The sequence below is a fragment of the Pseudomonas brassicae genome, from assembly GCF_010671725.1.
GTDB lineage: Bacteria > Pseudomonadota > Gammaproteobacteria > Pseudomonadales > Pseudomonadaceae > Aquipseudomonas > Aquipseudomonas brassicae.
Genome location: NZ_JAAHBU010000045.1, coordinates 23,040 through 46,825 on the forward strand (window position 1 = coordinate 23,040; position 23,786 = coordinate 46,825).

General features: G+C 64.9%; 14 protein-coding genes and 5 pseudogenes. 12 read left to right on the top strand and 7 right to left on the bottom strand.

The features are described 5' to 3' along the window. Positions 1-18: 18 nt before the first annotated feature. The 6 genes and pseudogenes from G3436_RS04295 to ppsA form a co-directional block, all read right to left on the bottom strand. The gene (locus G3436_RS04295) at positions 19-843 is read right to left on the bottom strand and encodes a mechanosensitive ion channel family protein (RefSeq protein WP_163941687.1); all 825 of its coding nucleotides are present in this window, start codon (positions 841-843) and stop codon (positions 19-21) included. A gap of 2 nt (positions 844-845) precedes the next feature. Then, entirely contained in the window at positions 846-1,094 is a 249-nt protein-coding gene (locus G3436_RS04300; RefSeq protein ID WP_043864610.1) for a hypothetical protein, read from the bottom strand. A gap of 100 nt (positions 1,095-1,194) precedes the next feature. Then, the gene (locus G3436_RS04305) at positions 1,195-2,190 is read right to left on the bottom strand and encodes a zinc transporter ZntB (protein WP_163941691.1); all 996 of its coding nucleotides are present in this window, start codon (positions 2,188-2,190) and stop codon (positions 1,195-1,197) included. A 27-nt stretch (positions 2,191-2,217) separates the two neighbouring features. Continuing rightward, on the bottom strand, positions 2,218-2,706 hold the full coding sequence (rraA, locus tag G3436_RS04310) for a ribonuclease E activity regulator RraA (protein WP_163941694.1): 489 nt from the start codon (positions 2,704-2,706) through the stop codon (positions 2,218-2,220). Positions 2,707-2,798: 92 nt separating this feature from the next. After that, entirely contained in the window at positions 2,799-3,791 is a 993-nt protein-coding gene (locus tag G3436_RS04315; RefSeq protein ID WP_163941697.1) for an alpha/beta fold hydrolase, read from the bottom strand. Between the two features lie 108 nt (positions 3,792-3,899). Continuing rightward, positions 3,900-6,274: pseudogene (gene ppsA, locus G3436_RS04320) on the bottom strand (phosphoenolpyruvate synthase). 177 nt (positions 6,275-6,451) lie between these two features. On the opposite strand from ppsA, the gene ppsR reads away from it, so the two are divergent. Beyond that, positions 6,452-7,270: a posphoenolpyruvate synthetase regulatory kinase/phosphorylase PpsR gene (gene ppsR / locus G3436_RS04325; protein WP_163941700.1), complete on the top strand. Its 819-nt coding sequence runs from the start codon at positions 6,452-6,454 to the stop codon at positions 7,268-7,270. Between the two features lie 106 nt (positions 7,271-7,376). On the opposite strand, the pseudogene G3436_RS04330 reads toward ppsR, so the two are convergent. Next, a pseudogene (locus G3436_RS04330) lies at positions 7,377-12,240 on the bottom strand (NAD-glutamate dehydrogenase). Positions 12,241-12,489: 249 nt separating this feature from the next. On the opposite strand from G3436_RS04330, the gene G3436_RS04335 reads away from it, so the two are divergent. From G3436_RS04335 to G3436_RS04385, 11 genes and pseudogenes are all read left to right on the top strand, one after another. Then, entirely contained in the window at positions 12,490-12,843 is a 354-nt protein-coding gene (locus tag G3436_RS04335) for a hypothetical protein (RefSeq protein ID WP_163941703.1), read from the top strand. Between the two features lie 17 nt (positions 12,844-12,860). Then, positions 12,861-13,610 (top strand): amidohydrolase family protein, encoded by a 750-nt coding sequence (locus G3436_RS04340; protein ID WP_163941706.1) that lies wholly within the window; start codon positions 12,861-12,863, stop codon positions 13,608-13,610. 74 nt (positions 13,611-13,684) lie between these two features. Beyond that, positions 13,685-14,395, top strand: a complete 711-nt coding sequence (locus G3436_RS04345) for a FadR/GntR family transcriptional regulator (protein WP_163941709.1) — start codon at positions 13,685-13,687, stop codon at positions 14,393-14,395. Between the two features lie 106 nt (positions 14,396-14,501). Then, a complete protein-coding gene (gene lhgO, locus G3436_RS04350) occupies positions 14,502-15,695 on the top strand; it encodes an L-2-hydroxyglutarate oxidase (RefSeq protein WP_163941712.1) in 1,194 nt (397 codons plus the stop codon). Positions 15,696-15,772: 77 nt separating this feature from the next. Next, complete coding sequence (locus G3436_RS04355; RefSeq protein WP_163941715.1) at positions 15,773-17,101, top strand: MFS transporter; 1,329 nt, start codon at positions 15,773-15,775, stop codon at positions 17,099-17,101. 234 nt (positions 17,102-17,335) lie between these two features. Then, a pseudogene (locus G3436_RS04360) lies at positions 17,336-18,294 on the top strand (AAA family ATPase). Positions 18,295-18,298: 4 nt separating this feature from the next. After that, positions 18,299-19,243 carry a DUF58 domain-containing protein gene (locus tag G3436_RS04365; RefSeq protein WP_163941718.1) on the top strand — a complete coding sequence of 315 codons (945 nt, stop codon included), beginning with the start codon at positions 18,299-18,301 and terminating at the stop codon, positions 19,241-19,243. After that, a pseudogene (locus G3436_RS04370) lies at positions 19,240-19,733 on the top strand (DUF4381 domain-containing protein). Before G3436_RS04365 ends, G3436_RS04370 begins: the two are co-directional and overlap by 4 nt. After that, positions 19,726-20,801 (top strand): annotated as a pseudogene (locus G3436_RS04375) (vWA domain-containing protein). The pseudogenes G3436_RS04370 and G3436_RS04375 overlap by 8 nt, the downstream one beginning before the upstream one ends. Beyond that, positions 20,798-22,513 carry a VWA domain-containing protein gene (locus G3436_RS04380; protein WP_163941721.1) on the top strand — a complete coding sequence of 572 codons (1,716 nt, stop codon included), beginning with the start codon at positions 20,798-20,800 and terminating at the stop codon, positions 22,511-22,513. The pseudogene G3436_RS04375 and the gene G3436_RS04380 overlap by 4 nt, the downstream one beginning before the upstream one ends. Next, positions 22,510-23,786 (top strand): BatD family protein (locus G3436_RS04385; RefSeq protein WP_163941724.1); only part of this gene is annotated, 1,277 nt, incomplete at its 3' end. The genes G3436_RS04380 and G3436_RS04385, both read left to right, overlap by 4 nt.

A 23,786-nucleotide genomic window follows, 5' to 3' on the forward strand; every position in this document is an offset into this window, starting at 1 on the left:
TTAGCAGGATTTGCCCGGTTAGCGGCTATTGACGCGCTGTTCCAGGAGAATCCGGTTCGACAGCGAGACCAGTTCACCCTCGTCGGTGAGCAGCGTGGTCTTGACGGTGCCGATCTCTTCGATCTGACCTTCGACCTCGCCAATCTGCACCTGCTGGCCGACCTGATAGAGTTCACGCACGTAGATTCCAGCCAGAATCTGCCCCGCGATTTCGCGGCTGCCCAGGCCCATTGCCAGGGCAACGGCCAGACCAACGGTAATCAGGCCGATCACAATCACGTGGTTGAGCAGGTCGGTCTTGACCTCCAACTGGCTGATCGCCACCGAGATGCTGATGATGATCACCAGGCCCTGGGCAATGCGCCCTACCCCGGCCGCATACTCAAGCCCGATGCCCTCTGCAGCACCGCGCACCAGCCCGTTGACGATCTGGGCCAGCAGCACGCCGGCCAGCAGCACCAGTGCACCGCCAAACACCTTGGGCAGGTACAGCGCGAGCATGTCCAGGGTCGCAGAGACGCGCTCCAGCCCCAGCGACTCGGCGGCCGAAACCAGGAAAATCAGCAGCACGAACCAGTACACGATCTTGCCGATCAGGGTCGAAATCGGCACCTGGATGCCGACCCGGCTCAGCAGCTTGGTCAAACCGGTACCGCCCATCAGGCGATCCAGGCCGAGCTTGGCCAGCAGCTTGGACAACAGCGTATCGAGCAGCTTGGCGACCACGAAGCCAAGCAACACCACCACCAATGCACCAAACAGGTTGGGGATGAAGTTGGCGACTTTGGTCCACAAGGCGGTCATGGCCGCCACCAGGCTCTGGGTCCAGAGATCAAGTTCCATAATCAATCAGCCTTATCAGCTTTGCGCGCAGACGCGTTACGACGCACCGGCGCAACATGCGCCGAGCCATTGTTCACGGCGATCATCAGCGCCTGGCTCCAACGGCCAAGCAGGCTGAACAGATCGCCCGCGCCGACCTGACGGTTGGCGGTTTTCAGGACCCGGCCCAGGCAGGCATCGTCGTCCCGGTCTTTACCGGACGGCGACGCCTTGAGCAGGTCCCGCAGGGATTCTTCAAACGGATCGTGCATGGGCACCTCGCGCAATGTCTGTAAAAGACGTGGCGCTCGTAGGGCAGGTCACATGAACACTATCCGTATATGTTGTAGGAAATTTCACGATAATCCGCATTCAGGCCCAGCGCAGGCGGCGAAACAGCCACCACTGGCCCAGCGCCAGGGTCAGCACCAGCAAGCTGGCGTAGAGGAAACCATACGGATTGTCCGCCCCCGGGATACCGCCAACGTTGATGCCCAGCAACCCGGTGAGAAAGCTCATGGGCAGGAAGATGCAGGTGATGATGCCGAAGCGGTACATGGTCTTGTTCATGCGTTCGCTCAGGCGCCGGTCTTCGCTCTCCAGCACCAGCGCCACACGTTCGCGGGTCAGTTCCAGCTCTTCGAGGTAGCGGGTCAGGCTGTTGTGCAGCTCGTTCCAGTAGTCGGCATCGTCAGCCGCAAACCATGGCCATTTATTGCGCGCCAACTGTGCATAGATCTCGCGCTGCGGCGCAAGGAAACGGCGCAAGCCCGCTGCCCGGCGGCGCATTTGCTGCAGGCTGCCATGCTCAGGGGTATACCGCTCGTCGGATTCCAGCTTTTCTTCCTCGTCGTCCACCACTTCGGACAGGTCCGAGACCAGTGCCTGGACCTTTTCGGTGAGCAACTGGGCCAGGGTCAGGAGCAGTTCAGAGGCGGTTTTCGGGCCACGGCCTTGATCCAGTTGCTGCAGCAGCTCGTCGGTAGCGCGCAGCGGGCGCAGGCGCAGCGAGATCACCCGCTGTGCCTGGGCAAAGATGCGCACCGATACCATGTCTTCAGGCTCGGCACCGGGATTGAGGTTGACCCCGCGCAGAAACAGCAGCATCTGCGCATCCGGCAGGGGCAACAGGCGCGGCCGGGTGTTCTCTTCCAGCAGCAGGTCGCAGGCAAACTCGTTCAGGCCGCTGTCCTGGCGCAGCCAGGTACGGGTTTGCGGGTGACTGCGATCCCAGTGCAACCACAGGCTCTGCTCCGGCTGCAACACCAGATCGTCCAGTTCGGTTCGAGCAATCGACTGCGCACCGCCTTTGCCATCGAGCACCAGGGCATGCACCAACCCCCACTGCGCATTTTCTTCCTCGAACATCCCTACCCCACGCACCGTTATCAGAAGTTACTCAGGCATTTTCAGCGGGCTTGGCGAAACAATGACGCCGTTGTTGTCGGCGTACACATACTCGCCCGGCCGGAAGGTCACACCGGCAAAGGTCACCACCACGTTGAGGTCGCCAATGCCGCGCTTGTCAGTCTTCATCGGGTGGCTGGCCAGCGCCTGCACCCCGACATCGGTCTGTGCCAGCGCGTCGACGTCACGCACACAGCCGTAGATGACCAAGCCTTCCCAGCCGTTCTTGGCGGCTTTTTCGGCAATCATGTCGCCCAGCAACGCCCGCCGCAATGAACCGCCGCCATCGACCACCAGCACCTTGCCCTTGCCGTCCAGGTCGGCCTGCGCCTTGACCAGCGAGTTGTCCTCGAAACACTTGATGGTCACGATCTGGCCACCGAACGAGTCGCGGCCACCAAAATTGCTGAACATCGGCTCCAGCACCTGCACCAGGTCGGGGTAGGCGTCGCACAAATCGGGCGTTAGGTAATGCATGGGAAACTCCTGTCGATGACCAACTGAATGGAAAAGCGGATTTCACACGTTCACTAAAAAGACGACGCCAGCCAATTGGACTTTAGCCAAGGCTACACGCCGACAGCCTGCGGGTCACCTGGCGCTGCCAGTTCCAGCATCGCCAGCGGGTCGCCCAGCCAGCGCTCCACCAGCGGCCAGACCTGCGCCTGCGCCTGCTTGCTCACCAGCATATCGACGTGCCCGAAATTGTCGAAGCCTTCCTCGCGGCCCAGGCGCACAAAGCGTTTGTGGGCACTGCCGAGCTGCTCGAACAGCTTGCGACAGGCCCATACCGGATCCTGATGGTCACCTGCACCGGCCACCGCCAGCACCGGCACCTGCACCTCGGCAAGCCCCGCCCACCAGTCGCTCTGCTTGTCGCCAAAACGGCCAAACAAGCCGAACCAGCGCATGCTTTCCAACGCCAGGCCAATCGGCTCGTCCTCGGGGCCGCGCTTGAGCCGTGAACCGGAAATATGCGCAAAGCGCTTGAGCAACAGGCGCCCACTCCATTCCACCGGCGGAATTTTCAACGGCCAGTAGGTACGGCTGACCTGCGTGCCGAAAAACGCGGCGCTGGCCACCTGCTGCGGCGCCAGGTAGGCACCGCCCAGGGCGGCGGCCAGCGTGGTACCGCCCAGCGAGTGGCCCAGCCAGTGCGGCGTACGGCCACTGACCTCACACACGAAGGCGGCAATCGCCGGCAAGTCATAACGGGCGTAGTCGGCAACGCGGTTGTGACGGTAATCGCGGTTACGCGGCGACAGCCCGTGCCCGCGCATTTCCGGGATCCACACGTCGAAGCCGGCACGCGCCAGGCTCGCCCCCAGGCCGATGCCTCGGGGCGAAAACCAGAAGCGCCGGTTGGAGAAGCTGCCATGCAACAGAATCACCGGCGCGCCGCGCACCTCGCTCTGATCGGCCATGCCCAGCCGGGTCAGCGCGAGCTCCACGGTACGGTCGGGGCTGTTGCCGGCCTTGAGCCGGTAGACATCTTCACTGAGGTCGCCGCGCCGCTCGGCACTGAGCAGGGCAACGGGAAAAAGAGTACTGCTGCTTTGCATAGTCTACTTGCACAAAAAAGGGCGAGCCCATCACTGGATCACGCCCTGAAAAGACCGAAGGAATGGCCGCGCGACGCCTCCTGGCGGCGGCCACTCCCCTCTAACGCATCAGGCCGGGGCCTGGCCTTCAGCCAGGAAGAACCAGGTTTCCAGCACCGAGTCGGGGTTCAACGAGACGCTCTCGATACCCTGCTCCATCAGCCACTTGGCCAGGTCCGGATGATCGGACGGGCCCTGGCCGCAGATACCGATGTACTTGCCGGCCTTGTTGCAGGCCTGAATGGCGTTGGCCAGCAGCTTCTTCACCGCCGGATTTCGCTCGTCGAACAGGTGCGCGATGATCCCCGAGTCGCGGTCCAGGCCCAGGGTCAGCTGGGTCAGGTCGTTGGAGCCGATGGAGAAACCGTCGAAGTACTCGAGGAACTCCTCGGCCAGGATCGCGTTGGACGGCAACTCGCACATCATGATCACGCGCAGGCCGTTGACGCCACGGCCCAGGCCGTTTTCGGCCAGCAGGTCGACCACCTGGCTGGCTTCGCCCAGGGTACGCACGAACGGCACCATGATCTCGACGTTGGTCAGGCCCATTTCATCGCGCACACGCTTGAGTGCACGGCACTCCAGCTCGAAGCAGTCGCGGAACGACTCGCTGATGTAACGCGACGCACCACGGAAGCCCAGCATCGGGTTTTCTTCTTCCGGCTCGTAGAGCTTGCCGCCGATCAGGTTGGCGTATTCGTTGGACTTGAAGTCCGACAGGCGCACGATGACCTTTTTTGGCCAGAACGCGGCGGCCAGGGTGCTGATGCCCTCGACCAGCTTCTCGACGTAGAAGCCGACCGGGTCACTGTAGCCGGCGATGCGCTTGTCGACACTGTCCTTGAGCTCGGCCGGCAGGCCGGCGTAGTTGAGCAGCGCCTTGGGATGCACGCCGATCATGCGGTTGATGATGAACTCCAGGCGCGCCAGGCCGACACCGGCGTTGGGCAACTGGGCAAAATCGAATGCACGGTCGGGGTTGCCGACGTTCATCATGATCTTGAACGGCAGGTCGGGCATGGCATCGACCGAGTTCTGGCGGATGTCGAAGCCCAGTTCGCCTTCGAAGATAAAGCCGGTGTCGCCTTCGGCACACGACACGGTCACGCCCTGGCCATCCTTGAGCAGCTGGGTGGCGTTGCCGCAACCGACCACTGCCGGGATACCCAGTTCACGCGCGATGATCGCGGCGTGGCAGGTGCGCCCGCCACGGTTGGTGACAATGGCGCTGGCGCGCTTCATCACCGGCTCCCAGTCGGGGTCGGTCATGTCCGACACCAGCACGTCGCCGGGCTGGACCTTGTCCATCTCCGACACGTCCTTGATGATGCGGACCTTGCCGGCACCGATGCGTTGGCCGATGGCACGGCCTTCCACCAGCACGGTGCCGGTTTCCTTGAGCAGGTAGCGCTCCATCACGTTGCCTGGGCACGGCTCTTCACGGTCTCGGGGCGCGCCTGCACGATGTACAGCTTGCCGTCGTCACCGTCCTTGGCCCACTCGATGTCCATCGGGCACTTGTAGTGCTGCTCGATGATCATCGCCTGCTTGGCCAACTCGCTGACCTCTTCGTCGCTCAGGCAGAAACGGGTGCGGTCAGCCTTGTCGACATCGACGGTCTTGACCGAGCGACCGGCCTTGGCCTCGTCGCCGTAGATCATCTTGATGGCCTTGCTGCCCAGGTTGCGGCGCAGGATGGCCGGGCGCCCGGCGTTCAGGGTGCCCTTGTGCACGTAGAATTCGTCGGGGTTGACCGCACCCTGCACCACGGTTTCGCCCAGGCCGTAGGCGCCGGTGATGAACACCACGTCACGAAAGCCCGACTCGGTGTCGAGGGTGAACATCACGCCCGCGGTACCGGTTTCGGAACGCACCATGCGCTGCACGCCGGCCGACAGGGCGACCAGCTTGTGGTCGAAGCCCTGGTGCACGCGGTAGGAGATGGCACGGTCGTTGAACAGCGAGGCGAATACTTCCTTGGCCGCGCGGATCACGTTTTCCACACCGCGAATGTTCAGGAACGTTTCCTGCTGGCCGGCGAACGAGGCGTCGGGCAGGTCTTCGGCGGTGGCCGAGGAGCGCACGGCGACGGCCATGTTCGGGTTGCCCTGGGACATCTCGGCGAAGGCGGTACGGATTTCGGCGTTCAGGCGCTCGGGGAATTCGGCTTCCATGATCCACTGGCGGATCTGCGCGCCGGTGCGCGCCAGGGCGTTGACGTCATCGACATCCAGCGCGTCCAGCGCGGCGTGGATCTGGGCGTTCAGGCCACTTTGCTCGAGAAAGTCACGGTACGCCTGAGCCGTAGTGGCAAAGCCGCCGGGGACCGATACACCGGCACCCGCGAGGTTACTGATCATCTCGCCGAGGGATGCGTTCTTGCCCCCCACATGCTCCACATCATGGACGCCGAGCTTATCGAGGGAAACTACGTACTCTACCAAGGTGATCTCTCCACTAACTGTGTTGGAAAAGCTCATGACGCCGGTGGGTTCACGGTGACCGTACCGGGCGTTTGTGGCCTGGACCTGGAAAATAAGTGAGAATGCCGACCAGGGATGTTCGGCAAACCGAACGTATCATATCCAAGAATCGTCACCAGCTTAAGGCCCAAGGCGCAAATGAAACGATCTGCTTTCTTTATTTCCGACGGCACCGGCATCACGGCCGAGACGCTGGGACAGAGCCTGTTGGCGCAATTCGAAAACATCGGGTTCAACAAGTTCACGCGACCGTACATCGACACCGTGGACAAAGCGCGCACCATGGTACAGCAAATCAATGCGGCGGCAGAACGTGACGGGGTGCGCCCCATCATCTTCGACACCATCGTCAATCAGGACATCCGCGAGATCCTGGCCACCTCCAACGGCTTCATGATCGATATCTTCTCGACCTTCCTGGCACCGCTGGAGCAGGAGCTGACCGCGCATTCGTCGTACTCGGTGGGCAAGTCGCACTCGATTGGCGGCAACTCCAACTACATGGAGCGCATCGAGGCGGTGAACTTCGCGCTGGACAACGACGACGGCGCCCGCACCCACTACTACGACAAGGCCGACCTGATCCTGGTGGGTGTGTCGCGCTGTGGCAAAACTCCGACGTGCCTGTACATGGCCATGCAGTTCGGCATCCGCGCGGCCAATTACCCGCTGACCGAGGACGACATGGAGCGCCTGCAGTTGCCGCAGGCGCTGAAGAACCACCAGCACAAGCTGTTCGGCCTGACCATCGACCCGGACCGCCTGACTGCCATTCGCCACGAGCGCAAGCCCAACAGCCGCTACGCCAGCTTCGCCCAGTGCGAGTTCGAAGTGCGCGAGGTGGAGAACCTGTTCCGACGCGAGAACATTCCCAACATCAATTCCACGCATTTTTCGGTGGAGGAGATTTCCGCCAAGATCCTGGTAGAGAAAGGCGTGGAGCGGCGGTTCAAGTAAGCTGCCGGGGCCTGCCCGGCAGGAGCCAGCCTCACCGGCGAAAAGGCCAGGCCTGCAAAAAACAAAGCCCCGGCAAAGGCCGGGGCTTTGTTTACCTAGTGCACACTCAGGACGGTACCACCGTCGCCTGGCCGCTCATCGCCAGGTCCACCAGCTCCCGGTTGGCCACGGCATACATGGCGTAATCGGTACCCGTCGCCGCGCGCAGCTCGTCGAGCATCGCACGCCAGCGCTCCACCATCACACGGTGCTGCTCCACCCACAACGTCACCCGAGCATCCATGTCTGCCGGCGCATCGGCCATCTGCAATACCGAGATCGTGATGGCCCGCTGCTGCAGGTCGATGTCGTCACGGAACGCTTCACGCGCCAGTGCCTGCCAGTTGTTTTCCACCGGCAGGTTGCTGATTCCTGCAGGTACCAGGTCAGGTCCAGCGCGCTGCCCACGGCGAAGAACGCCTTGGCCACTTCGGCAGGGTCCTGGCCAGTCACATCCGACGCCTCGATGATCGGCAACAGGGTGTACAGGTGCGTAGTGCCCGCCACCATGCGCGCCAGCAACTCCGGCACGCCGGCTTCGACGAAACCCTGGTAGCGGGTCATCCAGCGCTCGCGGGTCGGCCCTTCGAGCAACTCGTCGAGCTTGAGGCCCAACGCCGCGATCTTCGGCCCGAAATGCGCCACGTCACGCCCCGCGTCCTGCTCGTTGCGACGGCTGCGCAGGAACCAGCGCGTGGCCCGACGGCCCAGGCGCATCAGCTCGTCCATCAGGGTCAGCTGCACGTCAGCCGGCACTTGGTAGTCCAGCGCCTCGATCTGACGGAACCAGTGCGGCAGGTGGAAGATGTCACGCACGATCACATAGGCCCCGGCCACGTTCGCCGGGCTCATGCCCGTGGACTCCTTGAGCCGCTGCACGAAGGTGATGCCCATGTTGTTGACCAGGTCGTTGGCGATCTGGGTGCTGACGATCTCGCGCTTGAGACGGTGACGGCGCATGGCCTCGGCGAACTTGCTCACCAGCGACGGCGGGAACGCGGTCTCCATGTCGCGGGTCAGGTAGTCATCGTCCGGCACCAGCGACTTGAGCAAGGCTTCCTTGAGGTCGATCTTGCTGTACGAGATCAGTACCGACAGCTCGGCGCGGGTCAGCCCCTGGTTGGCGGCAATGCGCTCGGCCAGTTGCTCTTCGGAAGGCAGGAACTCGATGGCGCGGTCCAACTTGCCACGGCTTTCCAGGTCGGCCATCAGGCGCTTGTACTCGGCAATCCGCTCGCGGGCCCGGCGTGCGGCCAGCGACAGCGCCTGGGTCTGCTTGTAGTTGTTGCCCAGCACCAGGCCCGAGACTTCCTCGGTCATGCTGCCCAGCAGCTGGTTGCGCTGCTTCTCGGTCATGTCGCCGGCCTGCACCACTTCATTGAGCAGGATCTTGATGTTGACCTCGTGGTCGGAGCAGTCCACGCCACCGGCGTTGTCGATGAAGTCGGTATTGGTGGCGCCGCCGTTCAGGCCGAACTCGACACGGCCCAGTTGGGTCATGCCCAGGTTGCCGCCCTCGCCCACCACCTTGCAGCGCAGCTCGTTGCCGTCCACGCGCAGGGCGTCGTTGGCCTTGTCGCCGACATCGGCATGGCTCTCTTCGCTGGACTTGACGTAGGTGCCGATACCGCCGTTCCACAGCAGGTCGACCGGCGCCTTGAGCAATGCATTGAGCAGCTCGGTCGGGGTCAACTTGTCGGCTTCGATGGCGAAGCGTTCCTTCATCTGCGGGCTGATGGCAATGCTCTTGGCACTGCGCGAGAAGATCCCGCCGCCCTCGGACATGAGGCTGGTGTCGTAATCGCTCCACGCCGAGCGCGGCAGGTCGAACAGGCGCTGGCGCTCGGCGAAGCTGCTGGCCGGCTCCGGGTTCGGGTCGATGAAGATATGCAGGTGGTTGAACGCCGCCACCAGTTGCAGCTTGTCGGACATCAGCAGGCCGTTGCCGAACACGTCGCCGGCCATGTCGCCCACGCCGACCACGGTGATCGGGTCTTGCTGCACGTTGATGCCGCGTTCGCGGAAGTGACGCTGCACGCCGACCCAGGCGCCACGGGCGGTAATGCCCATCTTCTTGTGGTCGTAGCCGGCCGAGCCGCCGGAGGCAAAGGCGTCGCCCAGCCAGAAGCCGTAATCGATGGCGATGCCGTTGGCGATGTCGGAGAAGGTCGCGGTGCCCTTGTCGGCCGCCACCACCAGGTACGGGTCGTCATCGTCGTGACGCACCACATTGACCGGCGGCACCAGGGCGCCGTCCTTGAGGTTGTCGGTGATGTCCAGCAGGCCGGAAATGAAGATCCGGTAGCAGGCGATGCCTTCGGCCTGGATATCGTCACGGCTGCCGCCCAGGGGCAGGCGACGCGGCAGGAAACCGCCCTTGGCGCCCACCGGCACGATCACCGAGTTCTTCACCTGCTGCGCCTTTACCAGGCCCAGCACTTCGGTGCGGAAGTCTTCCTCGCGATCCGACCAGCGCAAACCGCCGCGCGCCACGTTGCCGAAGCGCAGGTGCACACCCTCGACCCGTGGCGAATACACGAAGATCTCGAACTTGGGCACCGGCTTGGGCAGCTCGGGGATCAGCCTGGGGTTGAACTTGAAGCTGAAGTACGACTTGGCCTGGCCATTGGCGTCGGTCTGGTAGAAGTTGGTGCGCAGGGTGGCCTTGATCAGGTCCAGGTAGCGCCGCAGGATGCGGTCTTCGTTCAGCACCTGCACGTCGTCCAGCGCGGTCAGGATGGCCTGCTCCAGGCGTGCTGCTTGTCGTCCAGGTCGTCACCGGCCAGCTTGCGCGCCAGGTAGAAACGCGTCTTGAACAGGCGGGTCAGCTCGCGGGCGATGTCGGTGTGGTTGTTCAGCGTGCTGGCGATGTAGCCCAGGTCGAAGCCCAGGCGGATCTGCTTGAGGTAGCGCGCATAGGCTCGCAGCAGCGCCACGTCGCGCCACGGCAGGCCGGCGGTCAGCACCAGGCGGTTGAACGCATCGTTTTCGGCATCGCCGTTGACGATGTGCACGAACGCGTCCTGCAGGGTGTCGTTGAGCTGCTGGATATCCAGGTTCAGGCCTTCGCTGTAGGTGAAGGCAAAATCATGAATCCAGAACTCGCGGCCATTGCTGTGGCGCAGGCGATACGGGAACTCGCCCAGCACGCGCAGGCCGAGGTTCTCCAGGATCGGCAGCACGTCCGACAGCGCCAGTGGCGTATCGGCGTGGTACAGCTTGCAGTGCAGTTGCTGTTTGCCAGCCTGGGTCAGCGGCTGGTAGAAGCTCATCACCAGCGGCTTGCGCTCGGACAGGGTGAGCAGGTGCTGCATGTCGACCACCGCCGAATGCGCGGCAAAGCGCTCGCGATAGCCGGCCGGGAAGCCTTTGGGGAAGTCGGCCAGCACATTGGTGCCCTGGGCTTCGCCGAAGCTTTCGACGGTCAGGCTGGCGTAGTCGTCCTGCCACGAACGGCAGGCCTGGATCACTTCGTTTTCCAGTTGCTGCGGGTCGATGTCGATGCGGTTTTTCGGGTCGACGCGCAAGATCAGTTGCACGCGCGCCAGCACCGACTCGGAGAAGAACGTCCAGAACTCGCAATCGCTGGCCTTCAGGCGCTCCATCAGGACCTGCTGGATCTTCTGGCGCACTTCGGTGGAGTAGATGTCACGCGGCACGTAGGCCAGGCAGTAGCAGAAGCGGCCGTAGGGGTCCTTGCGCAGGAACACGCGGATCTTGTTGCGTTCCTGGATCTGCACGATCGACATCACGGTGCTGAACAGTTCGTCGACCGGGGTCTGGAACAGGTCGTCACGCGGCAGCACTTCGAGTACCTGGGCCAGCTCCTTGCCCAGGTGGGCCTTGGCATCGAACCCGGAGCGGCGCTCGACTTCAGCCACCTTGCCGCGGATGTACGGGATCTCGCGCACGCTCTCGCCGTACACCGACGAGGTGTACAGGCCCATGAAGCGGCATTCCTTGATGACGTTGCCGTCGGCGTCCAGCTGGCGGATCGACACGTAGTCGGGGTACGCCGGGCGATGCACGCGGCTCGGGTGTGCGGCCTTGGCAAACGACAGCAGCAACGGCTCGTTCAGGTAGTTGACCGCGTAGTCTTCGATGCGCAGGTCGTCGCTACTCAGGCCGGCGCGCAGCAGGCGGGTCAGGCCCAGGAAGGACTGCTCGTCATACACCAGCTGGCCGCCCTCGGCGTCAGCCTTGACCACGAACTCCTCGTAGCCGAGGAAGGTGAAGTGATTGCCCACCACCCATTGCAGGAAACTCTTGACCTCTTCCTTCTCGGCGGCAGCCGGGGCGTAGGCCGTGGCGTCGATCAGGTCGAGCAGCTCGCGCACCTTGGCCTTCATCGGCTCGAAATCGGCCACGGCCACACGCACTTCGGCCAGCACCTGCTCCAGCTCGCGGGCCAGCAGGTTGAGCTCGGCAGCGTTGGCGCAGCGGTCGATCTCCAGGTACATCAGCGACTCTTGCAGCACGCCGTCGCCCTGGGTGCCCTTGGGCAGGATCTCCAGCAGCTCGCCCTTGGCCCCGCGACGTACGCTGAGCACGGTGGTCTGCAAGGTGTGGATGCTATAGCCGCGGCGGTTGAGCTCGGTACGCACCGAGTCGACCAGAAACGGCAGGTCATGGTGCAGGACTTCCACGGCGGTGTGGGTCGACTGCCAGCCATGGCGTTCGTAATCGGGGTTGTAGACACGAACCTGGGGTTCGCGATGGTCGAAGCGCTCGATGATGCGCCAGGCCGAGAGTGTGCAACCGGCCAGGTCGGAAAGGCGACGCTGGGTCAGTTCGTCCAGAGAGATGATGCCAAAGAACTGCTCGGCGAACAGCGCCACTTGTGGCAGTGCCTGTTCGCCGATGTGCTGCGCCAGGGCCGCCTGCAGTTGATGCTGGAAGTCGGCTTTGCTGGCTGCGGTGAAAAACGCCATCTGTGGTACTCCGCTTGGGCTTGTTATTGAATGAAGCGTCGCGCACATCCGCCATGCTCGGATCAACCATAGCCAACCCCGTACGCGGTGTCGTCCGGTTGTCCATCGACAGGGCAGCTTAACGACTGGCCGGTCACCCCTGCTTGCGATGCTGCGACATATTCGGTCAATCAGAGGCAGGCGGCGATTTATCCACGGGCTGAAGACTGGCACACTCGCGTTTCAACTTTTCAATCACCGAGCCACCCCATGCAACTGACCACCGCCCTGCTCTTCGCCACCCCTTGCGATGATGAAGAAGACAACATGGCCACCCTGTGCTGCCACAGCGACAAGGGCCAGATGTTCCTCATGACCCGCTACCCCGACGAAGACACGGTGGACATCACCCTGGACGACGAACCGGGCACGCTCGACGGCCTCAAGGTCACCTTGAGTGCCAAGCGCCTGCTGATCGAAGTCGCACCGGGCGATGCCGACGTGCTCAACGGCGACGACCACCTCGAGATTATCCTCGGCACCGACGGCACCGACCTGGCCGAAGTCGAGCAAACCCTGCAGAACATTCTCAAAGGCACCGGTACCTACGTCAGCGAGCTTTGACCCCTCAAGGAGCCCCCATGCCCCAACCGATCTTCGACGCCCACTGCCACATCATCGACCCGCGTTTCCCCTTGGTGGCCAACGACGGCTACCTGCCAGATGCCTTCAGTGCCGACGACTACGTGGCGGCCGTCGAGCCACTGGGCATTTGCAGCGGCGCGGTGGTCTCCGGCTCGTTCCAGGCCTTCGACCAGGGTTACCTGCTGGCAGCCCTGAAACAGCTGGGGCCCGACTACGTCGGTGTGACCCAGGTGCCGGCCAGCATCGGCGATACCGAGCTGCTCGAGCTGAATGCCGCGGGCGTACGTGCCGTACGCTTCAACCTCAAGCGCGGCGGCTCGGAGCACGCCGACCAGCTCGAACGCATGGCCAAGCGTGTTTTCGAACTGGCCGGCTGGCACGTCGAGCTGTACGTCGACTCGCGTGAGCTGGGCGAGCTGACCACACTGCTGCGCCGCCTGCCCGCAGCCAGCATCGACCACCTGGGGCTGAGCCGTGACGGCTTGCCGACCCTGCTGCGCCTGGCCGAAGCGGGCGTGCACATCAAGGCCTGCGGCTTCGGCCGGGTCGACTTCGACGTGGTGCCCGCCCTGCGCGACATCGATGCGGCCAACCCGCACGCCTTAATGTTCGGCAGCGACGTGCCCTCCACCCGCGCACCACGCCCGTTCGCCCCCACCGACATCGACCTGATCGGCGAAGCCCTCGACAGCGACGGGCTGCAACGTGCCCTGTGGCGCAACGCGCGGGCGTTCTATCGGCTGTGAAGCCTTGGGCATTCTTGACAAGGTACGCCCGCGCGGGCATTGTCTGACAACCTGACTTGCGAGCCTTACCTTTCATGCTTGAGCTTCAGCGCCCCGACACCCTGGTGGAACGCGTGGTTGGCGCCATCCGCACCGAGATCGACTCGGGGCGCCTGGCCGCCGAAGCACGCCTGCCCACCGAGCAGCAACTGGCCGAGCAGTTGAATGTCAGTCGCTCGGTGGTGCGCGAAGCCATCTCCCAGCTCAAGGCCGACGGCGTGTTGATCGCCCGGCGCGGGCTGGGCTCATACATTTCGCAGAACCCGACCGGCACGGTGTTCCGCTTCCCCTGTGCCAACGGGCGCAGCGCCGACCTGGTGCAGATGTTCGAAGTGCGCCTGTGGATCGAAACCCAGGCCGCTGCCATCGCCGCCCAGCGCCGTGATGAGACAGACCTGGCGCGCATGGCCAAGGCCCTGCAGGAGATGATCGACAAGCGCAGCGAGTTCGACGTGGCCGCCGCGGCCGACGTCGAATTCCACCGCGCCATCGCCGAGGCCAGCAAGAACGACTACTTCGTGGCCTTCCATGACTTTCTGCGCGGCCAACTGGCGGCCGCCCGCAAGGCGGCCTGGGAAAACTCGGCGGCGCATTCGGTGGGCGGCTCGGCCGATGCCAACCGCGAGCACCAGGCGCTGTACCAGGCCATCGCCGATGGCGATCGCCACGCGGCTGCGGCCTGTGCCGAAGCGCACCTGCGGGCCTCGGCGCGACGCCTCAAACTCGACCTGCCTGCCATGGCGTAACCGATCAACACCGATTGTGACGGGCGCGGCCTGCCAGCGCCCTTTTATTTGCACCACTTAGTCTGACAACCTGATAACCCGACAAGAATACCAAGGTGACCCCTGCATGATTTACGACTACTGCATCATTGGCGGCGGCATCGTCGGCCTCGCCACCGCCATGGCCCTGCTCGAACGCCAGCCTGGCGCCTCGCTGGTCATCCTGGAAAAGGAAACCCGCCTGGCCAAGCACCAGACCGGGCATAACAGCGGGGTGATCCACGCCGGCATCTACTACGCACCGGGCAGCCTCAAGGCCGACCTGTGCAAGCGCGGCGCCCAGGCCACCAAGGACTTCTGCGACACCCACGCGATCAAGTACGACGTGTGCGGCAAGCTGCTGGTGGCGTCCAGCCCACTCGAAGTGCAACGCATGCAGGCGCTGTACGAGCGTTCGCAGCAGAACGGCCTGAAGGTCGAGCGCCTGGACGCCGCTGAGCTGCGACACCGCGAGCCGAACATCGTCGGCCTGGGCGGACTGTTCGTCGACGCCACCGGCATCGTCGACTACACCCAGGTGTGCCAGGCCATGGCCAGGGTGATCCAGGCAGCGGGCGGCGAGATCTGCCTGGACACTCGCGTCAGCGCCATCGTCGAACGCGGCGACAACGTCACCGTCAACAGCGAGGACCGCACCTGGCAAGCCAAGCAACTGGTCGCTTGTGCCGGCCTGCAATCTGACCGCCTGGCCGCGTTGGCCGGGGTCAAGATCGACCATCAGATCATTCCGTTTCGCGGCGAATACTTCCGCCTGCCGGCCACGAAGAACCAGATCGTCAACCACCTGATCTACCCCATCCCCGACCCGGAGCTGCCGTTCCTGGGGGTGCACCTCACGCGCATGATCGACGGCAGCGTCACCGTCGGGCCGAACGCGGTGCTGGGCCTGGGCCGCGAGAACTACGCCAAGTTCTCGCTCAACTGGCGCGACGTGGCGCAGTACGCGCGCTTCCCTGGCTTCTGGAAAACCCTCTGGAACAACCTCGGCTCGGGCACCACCGAGATGAAGAACTCGCTGTTCAAGCGCGGCTACCTGGAACAATGCCGCAAGTACTGCCCTTCGCTGCAGGTGGACGACCTGTTGCCCTACGAGGCCGGCATCCGCGCCCAGGCGGTAATGCGCGACGGCACCCTGGTGCACGACTTCCTGTTCGCCGAGACGCCGCGCATGGTCCACGTGTGCAACGCACCGTCGCCCGCCGCCACCTCGGCCATCCCGATCGGCGAAATGATCGCCGAACGCATCCTCACACCACGCTGACCTGCATGGCTGCACTGCTGCACGGGCGCCGGCCGCCCGCTTGAAAATAACTACAAAGACCTACAAGGAACCTCTCGATGTCGGTACATGAAGCGGTCAACCCCGCAACCGAAACCCCCGAACAGAACAAGAAACGCCTGCGCAAGGTCGCGGCGGCGACCATTTTCGGCTCGATGCTGGAGTGGTATGACTTCTATCTGTACGCCACCATGGCAGCCATCGTGTTCTCGAAGATCTTCTTCGACGCCAGCAACCCGCAGGTCGCCTCGCTGCTGGCCTTCTCCACCTTTGCCATCGGCTTCATCGCGCGCCCGTTCGGCGGCGTGCTGTTCGGCTACCTGGGTGACCGTTTCGGGCGCAAGCAGGTGCTGGTGGTGACCTTCTGCATGATGGGCCTGTGCACCACCCTGATCGGCCTGATCCCCAGCTACGCCAGCATCGGCATCTGGGCGCCGATCATCCTGGTGCTGGTGCGCATCATCCAGGGCCTGGGCGCGGGCGCCGAGCTGTCTGCGGCGGCCGTCACCAGCTACGAGCATGCCAGCGAAGGCAAGCGTGGCAGCCAGGGTGCCTGGCCGGCGCTGGGGCTGAACCTGGGCCTGCTGCTGTCGTCGTTGACTGTGTACCTGCTGACCATGAACGGCAACGACTTCCTGCTCTCCGGCGGCTGGCGCATCCCGTTCATCTGCAGCATCGTGCTGGTCGGCGTGGGTTTCTGGGTACGTCGCAGCATCCCGGAAACCCCGCAGTTCGCCGAGCTTGAGCAAGCGCCGAAAAAAGCCAAGGTCTCGCCACTCAAGGCGCTGTTCAAAAATGACCTCAAGGGCCTGGCGGTGGTGTTCTTCGTCGCCATTGGCTACAACGCACTGAGCTACATCTTCAAGACCTTCTCGTTGGCCTACCTGACTCAGTTCAAGGGCGTCGAGGCACACGTCACCTCGCTGTCGGTCACCATTGCCAGCCTGGTGGCGATTGTCGCGGTGCCGTGCTTCGGCTGGCTGTGCGACAAGTGGAGCAGCAAGGCGGTGCTGATCATGGGCGGGTGCTTCTCGGTGCTGTTCGCCTGGCCGTTCATGGCGCTGCTCAATACCGGCGAACCACTGATGATCTACCTGGCCATCGCGATCGGTACCGGCTTGCTGGCGCCGATGATGTTCGCCCCGCAGGGTTCGTTCCTGAGCCGGCAGTTCCCGACCGCAACACGCTCTTCGGGCTTTGGTACCGGCCGCGAGATCGGCACGGCGGTGGCCGGTGGCCTGGCGCCGCTGGGTGGCCTGGCGCTGGTGGCCAGTTCGCCGACGCATTCGACCGATGGCGTGGTGGTGATCCTGGCGATTGCCGCGGTGTTCGTGGTGGTGTTCGCGCTGTGTGACCAGGGGCGCAAGCATTCCAGCTTCAAGAACTGAGTAACGGCCATTCGCTGGCAAGCCAGCTCCCACAGGGTTTTGCAAGCACTACAAAAAACCTGTGGGAGCTGGCTTGCCAGCGAAGAGGCCCTCCCTGCCAGTACAACACTGTGCACCCGCCACAAATTTGCGCCCCACCATTAGTCGCCGCCCCCCCCGGATAGATTAAAGTATCAGCCCCTGCCCGGGCGGTTCGCTGCCCTACCCCCGGGCGCACTTCCAGGAACCGTCCCGATGGAACATCGTGAAGCGCTGATCGCGCTGCGCACCTTTCTCTCTACCCAGATCCTTGGCCAGGAAAAACTGGTCGAGCGCCTGCTCATCGTGCTGCTCGCCGATGGTCACATGCTGGTAGAGGGCGCGCCGGGCCTGGCCAAGACCAAAGCCATCAAAGAGCTGGCCGAAGGGGTCGAAGCCCAGTTCCACCGCATCCAGTTCACCCCCGACCTGCTGCCCGCCGACATCACCGGTACCGAGATCTACCGCCCCGAAACCGGTAGTTTCGTGTTCCAGCAAGGCCCGATCTTCCACAACCTGGTACTGGCCGACGAGATCAACCGCGCCCCGGCCAAGGTCCAGTCGGCGCTGCTCGAAGCCATGGCCGAGCGCCAGGTCAGCGTAGGCCGCAGCACCTACGACCTGTCGCCGCTGTTCCTGGTGATGGCCACGCAGAACCGATCGAGCAGGAAGGCACCTACCCGCTGCCCGAAGCCCAGCTCGACCGCTTCCTGATGCACGTGAAGATCGGCTTCCCGGATGCCGCTGTCGAACGGCGCATCCTGCAGCAGGCCCGTGGCGAAGCCCTCAACGGTGAAACCAAGCCCGAACGCCGCGTCAGCCAGCAGGCGATCTTTGCCGCCCGCAAGGAAATCCTCGGCCTGTACATGGCCGATGCGGTAGAGGAGTACCTGGTGCAACTGGTCATGGCCACCCGCACCGGCGCCAAGTACGACGTCGAGCTCGGCGACTGGATCGCCTATGGCGCCAGCCCCCGTGGTTCCATCGCCCTGGACCGCTGCGCACGGGCCCACGCATGGCTGGCCGGGCGCGACTTCGTCAGCCCCGAAGACATCCAGGCAGTACTGTTCGACGTGTTGCGCCACCGCATCATTCTTTCGTTCGAGGCTGAAGCGGCCGGTATCGACCAGGACCGGGTGATCCAGCGCATCCTCGACGTCGTGGCCGTGGCCTGAAGCCATGCCCACCACCCTGCTGGCCGAACCCGGCATCCGCATCGGGCTCTCCGAGCTGATCGAGATGCGCCACCGCGTGCGCGAAGTGCAGCTGTTCTCTGCCCCCGGGCAGCGCAGCCCGCTGGTCGGCCTGCACCACTCGCGCCTGCGCGGGCGCGGCGTGGACTTCGACCAGGTACGCGTGTACCAGGCCGGCGACGACGTGCGCAACATCGACTGGCGTGTCACCGCGCGTACCCAGGAGCCGCACACCAAACTGTTCCACGAGGAGCGCGAGCGGCCGATCTTCATCCTGGTCGAACAGAGCCGGCGGCTGTTCTTCGGCTCGGGGCTGATGTTCAAGTCGGTACTCGCCGCCCAGGCCGCCGCGCTGATCGGCTGGGCTGCACTGGGCCACAACGACCGTATCGGCGGGCTGGTGTTCGGCGACAACGAGCACTACGAGATCAAGCCGCGGCGCAGCAAGCAGAGCCTGCTGCAACTGCTCAACCGCCTGGCGCGGGTCAACCAGTCGCTGCACACCGAGGCCCAGCCCCAGGGCGACAACCTGGGCATTGCCTTGCGCCGCGCCCGCGAAGTGCTGCGCCCCGGCAGCCTGGCGATCGTGATCTGCGACGAACGTGCGCTCAACCCCAGCGTCGAGCAGCAACTGAGCCTGCTGGCGCGCCATTGCGACCTGCTGTTGCTGCCAGTGTCCGACCCGCTCGACCACGCCTTGCCCGCCGCCGGCCTGCTGCGCTTTGCCCAGCGCGGCGCACAACTGGAACTCGACACCCTCGACGCCAACCTGCGCAAAAGCTACCGCGAGCAAAGCGAGGCACGCATCGAACGCTGGGAGCTGCTGGCGCAAAAGCTGCGGGTAGTGCTGATGCCCCTGAGCACCCAGAGCGAAATGATCGAGCAGTTGCGCGAATACCTCGACCCGCAGCGCGCGGGTAAGACCCGATGACCCCGCTTGACGCGCTGCAACCGCTGATCGCGCCCGAGCCGGTCGGCCTGTGGCCGCCGCGCCGGGCTGGTGGGGCGTGCTCGCGCTGCTGCCGGTCATAGGCTGGGGCCTGTGGCGGCTGCGCCACTGGCGCCCGCGCAAAGCCGTCATCCCGCGTGCCGAACAACCCCTGGAGCCGGTGCGCATCGCCGCGCTGGCGGAGCTCGCCGCACTGCCCAAACCCTACGACGGCGCCCCGGCCGGTGCCTGGCTGCAGCAGATCAACGCGCTGCTCAAGCGCCTGTGTCGCAACCACTACCCGGACAGCCACAGCCACACCCTCAACGGGCGCAAGTGGCTGGCATTTCTCGACAACCGCTGCCCGGCCGCCGGCCTGACGCGCTGGATGGTACTGGTCGAGGGCGCCTACAAGCCCGAGTGCAAGCTCGACGACAAGGCCATCGCCGGGCTCAACCAGGCGGTCGACACCTGGATTCGCAAACATGTTTGAACTGGCCTGGCCGTGGGTCTTCGTACTGTTGCCGCTGCCGTGGATGGCGCGCCTGCTGCTGCCCGCCGCCGACAGCGGCGAGCCGGTGCTCAAGGTCAGTTTCCTCGATGAACTCGAAGGCCTGGCCGGGCGCCGCGCGCGTCTGAACCTGCCGACCTGGCGCCAGCAGGCACCGTTCGTGCTGGTGTGGCTGTTGCTGCTGTGCGCCGCCGCCCGCCCACAATGGCTGGGCGAGCCGTTGCCGGTGGCCGCCAGCGGCCGCGACCTGCTGGTAGCGGTGGACGTGTCAGGTTCGATGGACTTCCCCGACATGCGCTGGGATGACGAAGACGTCAGCCGCCTGGCCCTGGTCAAACAGCTGCTCGGCAACTTTGTGCAGGGACGCGAGGGTGATCGCGTGGGGCTGATCCTGTTCGGCAGCCAGGCCTACCTGCAGGCACCGCTGACCTTCGACCGGCGCACCGTGCGCAGCTTCCTCGACGAAGCGCAGATCGGCATCGCCGGCAAGAACACCGCCATCGGCGATGCCATCGGCCTGGCGGTCAAGCGCCTGCGCATGCGCCCGGCCAACAGCCGGGTACTGATCCTGGTCACCGATGGCGCCAACAACGGCGGGCAGATCCACCCGCTGACCGCCGCGCGCTGGCCGCCCAGGAAAGTATCAGGATCTACACCATCGGCATTGGCGCCGACCCGGACGAAACCGGTACCGCCGGCATGCTCGGGCTCAACCCCAGCCTGGACCTTGACGAAGCCTCACTCAGGGAAATCGCCGAGGTGACCCACGGTGCGTACTTTCGCGCCCGCGACGGCAACGAACTCAATGCCATCGGCCAGGCCCTCGACCGCCTGGAGCCGGTGGCCCAGCAACCCACCCAGGCACGTACTGCGCAGGCGCTGTACAGCTGGCCGCTGGCCCTGGCGTTATGGCTGAGCGTGTTGCTGGTGGTGCGTGAACGCTGGCCCGACAACCTGCTGCAACGCCTGCTGCGCCGGCCGCACTTCCTGCAGCCTCACCCGCAATGGCGCGAACGTCTCAAGCGCCTGCGCTTACGGAGGCGGCGATGATCGAACTCTGGCCGCAATGGCTGCGCCCCGCCTGGCTGTTGCTGCTGCCGCTGCTCGGCTGGCTGCTGTGGAAGCTCTGGCACCGACAGAAACGCGCCGGCCGCTGGCAGATGATCCTGCCCCCGGCATTCCATGCCGTGCTGCTTGGGGGCGGCAGCGGGCGTGACAGCAAACTGCCGTGGATCGCCCTCGGGCTGGGCTGGCTGCTGGCACTGCTGGCCTTGCTCGGGCCAAGCTGGGAGCGCCTGGAGCAAACCCGCCAGCGCGCCGCCGACCCGCTGGTGATCATGCTCGAACTGACCCCGCAGATGCTCGCCGACGACAGCCCGCCCAACCGCCTGCAGCAGGCTCGGCGCAAGCTGCTCGACCTGCTGGAACACCGCCGCGACAGCCAGACGGCGATCATCGTCTATGCCGGCAGTGCGCACACCCTGGTGCCGCTGTCGGACGACCTGGCCACCAGCCGCAACCTGCTTGAGGCACTGGACCCGACGATCATGCCGCAACCCGGGCAACGCGCCGACCTGGCGGTACGCAAGGCCCTGGCCTTGCTCGCCCAGGGCGCCTTGGGCCAGGGCCGGCTGTTGCTGATCGGCTCGTCGCTCAACCAGCAGGAGCGCGAAGGCATCGCCCAGGCCCTGGGACGCAACGGCCCGAACCTGCTGATGCTCGGTATCGGCACGCCTGAAGGTGCACCGGTGAAACAGGCCAACGGCGAATTTCTCAAGGATGACAGCGGGGCGATCCTGGTGCCGCGCCTGGACAGCGCCGAACTCAAGGCCTTCGTCAACAGCACCGGCGGGCGCTACCGCAAGGCGCGCATCGACGACCTCGACCTGCGCGGCCTGGGCCTGTTCGACAACCCCCAGGCGCTGCGCGCCGACGGCCAGACCCTGCAACTGGACAGTTGGGCCGACCAGGGCTACTGGCTGCTGATACCGCTGTTGTTGCTCGGTGCCTGTGCCGGCCGGCGTGGCTGGCTGTTCTGCCTGCCGCTGTTGCTGGGCCTGCTGCCAGCGCCCGCCCACGCGTTCGAATGGCACGACCTGTGGCTGCGCCCCGACCAGCAGGGTCAGCGCCTGCTCCAGCAGCAGCGCCCGGCCGAAGCCGCACGCCGCTTCCAGGACCCGCAATGGAAAGGCCTGGCGCTGTACCAGGCCGGCGATTTTGCTGCCGCGGCGCGCGAATTCGCCCGCGCCAACAGTGCCAGTGCCCACTACAATCGCGGTAATGCCCTGGCCCGCAGCGGCGAACTGGAGGCGGCGCTGGATGCCTACGAACAGGCGCTGGAACTGCAGCCGGAGTTCGACGCGGCGCAGGCCAACAAGGCCCTGGTCGAACAACAGTTGCGTCGTCAGCCCGAGCCGCCGCAACCCGCCGCCAGCAACGAACCGGCGCAGGCGCGGCCCGACCTGCCCAGCGACGCGAGCAGCAGCGCCCAGCAGTCCAGCAGCACCGACAGCAGCCAGGGCGAGCCCAAGGCCGAGGACAACGCAGACCCTCGCCACAGCACCGAACAGCAACAGCAGGCCGGCACCCCGGCGGACGAGGACACCACCCGGCCACCGCAGCGCCCCACCGACAGCAACCTGGATGCCGAACAGCGCCAGGCCCTGGAACAATGGCTGCGCCAGATCCCGGACAACCCGTCGGAACTGCTGCGGCGCAAGTTCTGGTACGAACAGCAACTGCATCAGGAAAGCCCCAAATGATCCGCGTCTGCGCCCTGGTTTTGAGCTTCTTCTTCGCCCTGCAGGTGCAGGCGGCGACGCTGCTCGCCAGTGTCGACCGCACACGCCTGATCGCCGGTGAAACCCTGGAGCTGACCCTCGAGATCGAAGACGTCACCCAGTTCGGTCGCCCCGACCTTGCGCCCCTGCAGGCGCTGTTCGAGGTGCGCGATACGCGCCAGGTCAACAGCCTCAAGAGCCTCGACGGCCAGACCCAGGCCAATACCCGCTGGATCATCACCCTGCGCCCGCGCCAGAGCGGCAGCTTCGAGGTGCCGGTGCTGCAACTGGGCGAGGCGCGCAGCCAGCCGGTCAGCCTGCAGGTGCTGCCGGCCGATGCCGCCAATGTCGCACGCCTGGCACCGGTGAGCATCGACGCCAGCCTCGACGCCGACAGCGTGTACGTGCAGGCCCAGGCGGTGCTGACCCTGCGCATCTATCATTCGGTGTCGCTGTATGACGACAGCAGCCTGAGCCCACTGTCCATCGCCGATGCTCGGGTCGAACCGCTGGGCGAGTCGCGCACCTACGAAAAACTGATCAATGGCGTGCGCTATGGCGTGATCGAGATGCGCTACGCCATCTTCGCCCAGCAAAGCGGTGTACTGGACATCCCCGCGTTGACCTTCAGCGCCACCTCTGCCGACGGCGACAGCCAGGCCGACCCGAATGCCCCGCGCAGCAACAAGCAGGTGCGGGTCAGCTCCACCGCGCTGTCGTTGCAGGTGCTGCCAAAGCCCGCCGACTACCCCGCCGACCAGCCGTGGTTGCCGGCCCGCAGCCTGATGCTGGAAGAGCGCTGGAGCCCGGACCCGGCGCACAACCCCACGCAGATCGGCGATTCGCTGACGCGCAGCGTGATCCTCAAGGCCGAGGGCTTGTCGAGTGCGCAGCTGCCGCCGCTGCCCGCTACCGAAACCACCGGCCTGCGTCGCTACCCGGACCAGCCGCAGCTGCGCGACGAGGTTGGCGAGCGCGGCCTGGTGGGCCAGCGCGAAGAGCGCGAGGCGCTGGTGCCGACCCACAGCGGCGCCCTGCAACTGCCAAGCCTGGACGTGGTGTGGTGGAACACCCGCGAACAGCACCTGGAGCGCACCAGCCTGCCGGCACGCGGGCTGCAGATCGAAGACAACCCGGCGCTCAGCGCCGAAACGCCGGCCAGCACCAGCAGCCAGCCCGATCGCCCGTTGTGGCCATGGCAACTGAGCACGCTGGTGCTGGCACTGACCACCCTGCTGGGCTTTACCCTGTGGTG

Excerpts from the sequence above, each read along its gene's own strand:
- G3436_RS04295 (WP_163941687.1), bottom strand. The coding sequence starts at position 843 with ATGGAACTTGATCTCTGGACCCAGAGCCTGGTGGCGGCCATGACCGCC.
- G3436_RS04300 (WP_043864610.1), bottom strand. The coding sequence starts at position 1,094 with ATGCACGATCCGTTTGAAGAATCCCTGCGGGACCTGCTCAAGGCGTCG.
- G3436_RS04305 (WP_163941691.1), bottom strand. The coding sequence starts at position 2,190 with ATGTTCGAGGAAGAAAATGCGCAGTGGGGGTTGGTGCATGCCCTGGTG.
- rraA (WP_163941694.1), bottom strand. The coding sequence starts at position 2,706 with ATGCATTACCTAACGCCCGATTTGTGCGACGCCTACCCCGACCTGGTG.
- G3436_RS04315 (WP_163941697.1), bottom strand. The coding sequence starts at position 3,791 with ATGCAAAGCAGCAGTACTCTTTTTCCCGTTGCCCTGCTCAGTGCCGAG.
- ppsR (WP_163941700.1), top strand. The coding sequence starts at position 6,452 with ATGAAACGATCTGCTTTCTTTATTTCCGACGGCACCGGCATCACGGCC.
- G3436_RS04335 (WP_163941703.1), top strand. The coding sequence starts at position 12,490 with ATGCAACTGACCACCGCCCTGCTCTTCGCCACCCCTTGCGATGATGAA.
- G3436_RS04340 (WP_163941706.1), top strand. The coding sequence starts at position 12,861 with ATGCCCCAACCGATCTTCGACGCCCACTGCCACATCATCGACCCGCGT.
- G3436_RS04345 (WP_163941709.1), top strand. The coding sequence starts at position 13,685 with ATGCTTGAGCTTCAGCGCCCCGACACCCTGGTGGAACGCGTGGTTGGC.
- lhgO (WP_163941712.1), top strand. The coding sequence starts at position 14,502 with ATGATTTACGACTACTGCATCATTGGCGGCGGCATCGTCGGCCTCGCC.
- G3436_RS04355 (WP_163941715.1), top strand. The coding sequence starts at position 15,773 with ATGTCGGTACATGAAGCGGTCAACCCCGCAACCGAAACCCCCGAACAG.
- G3436_RS04365 (WP_163941718.1), top strand. The coding sequence starts at position 18,299 with ATGCCCACCACCCTGCTGGCCGAACCCGGCATCCGCATCGGGCTCTCC.
- G3436_RS04380 (WP_163941721.1), top strand. The coding sequence starts at position 20,798 with ATGATCGAACTCTGGCCGCAATGGCTGCGCCCCGCCTGGCTGTTGCTG.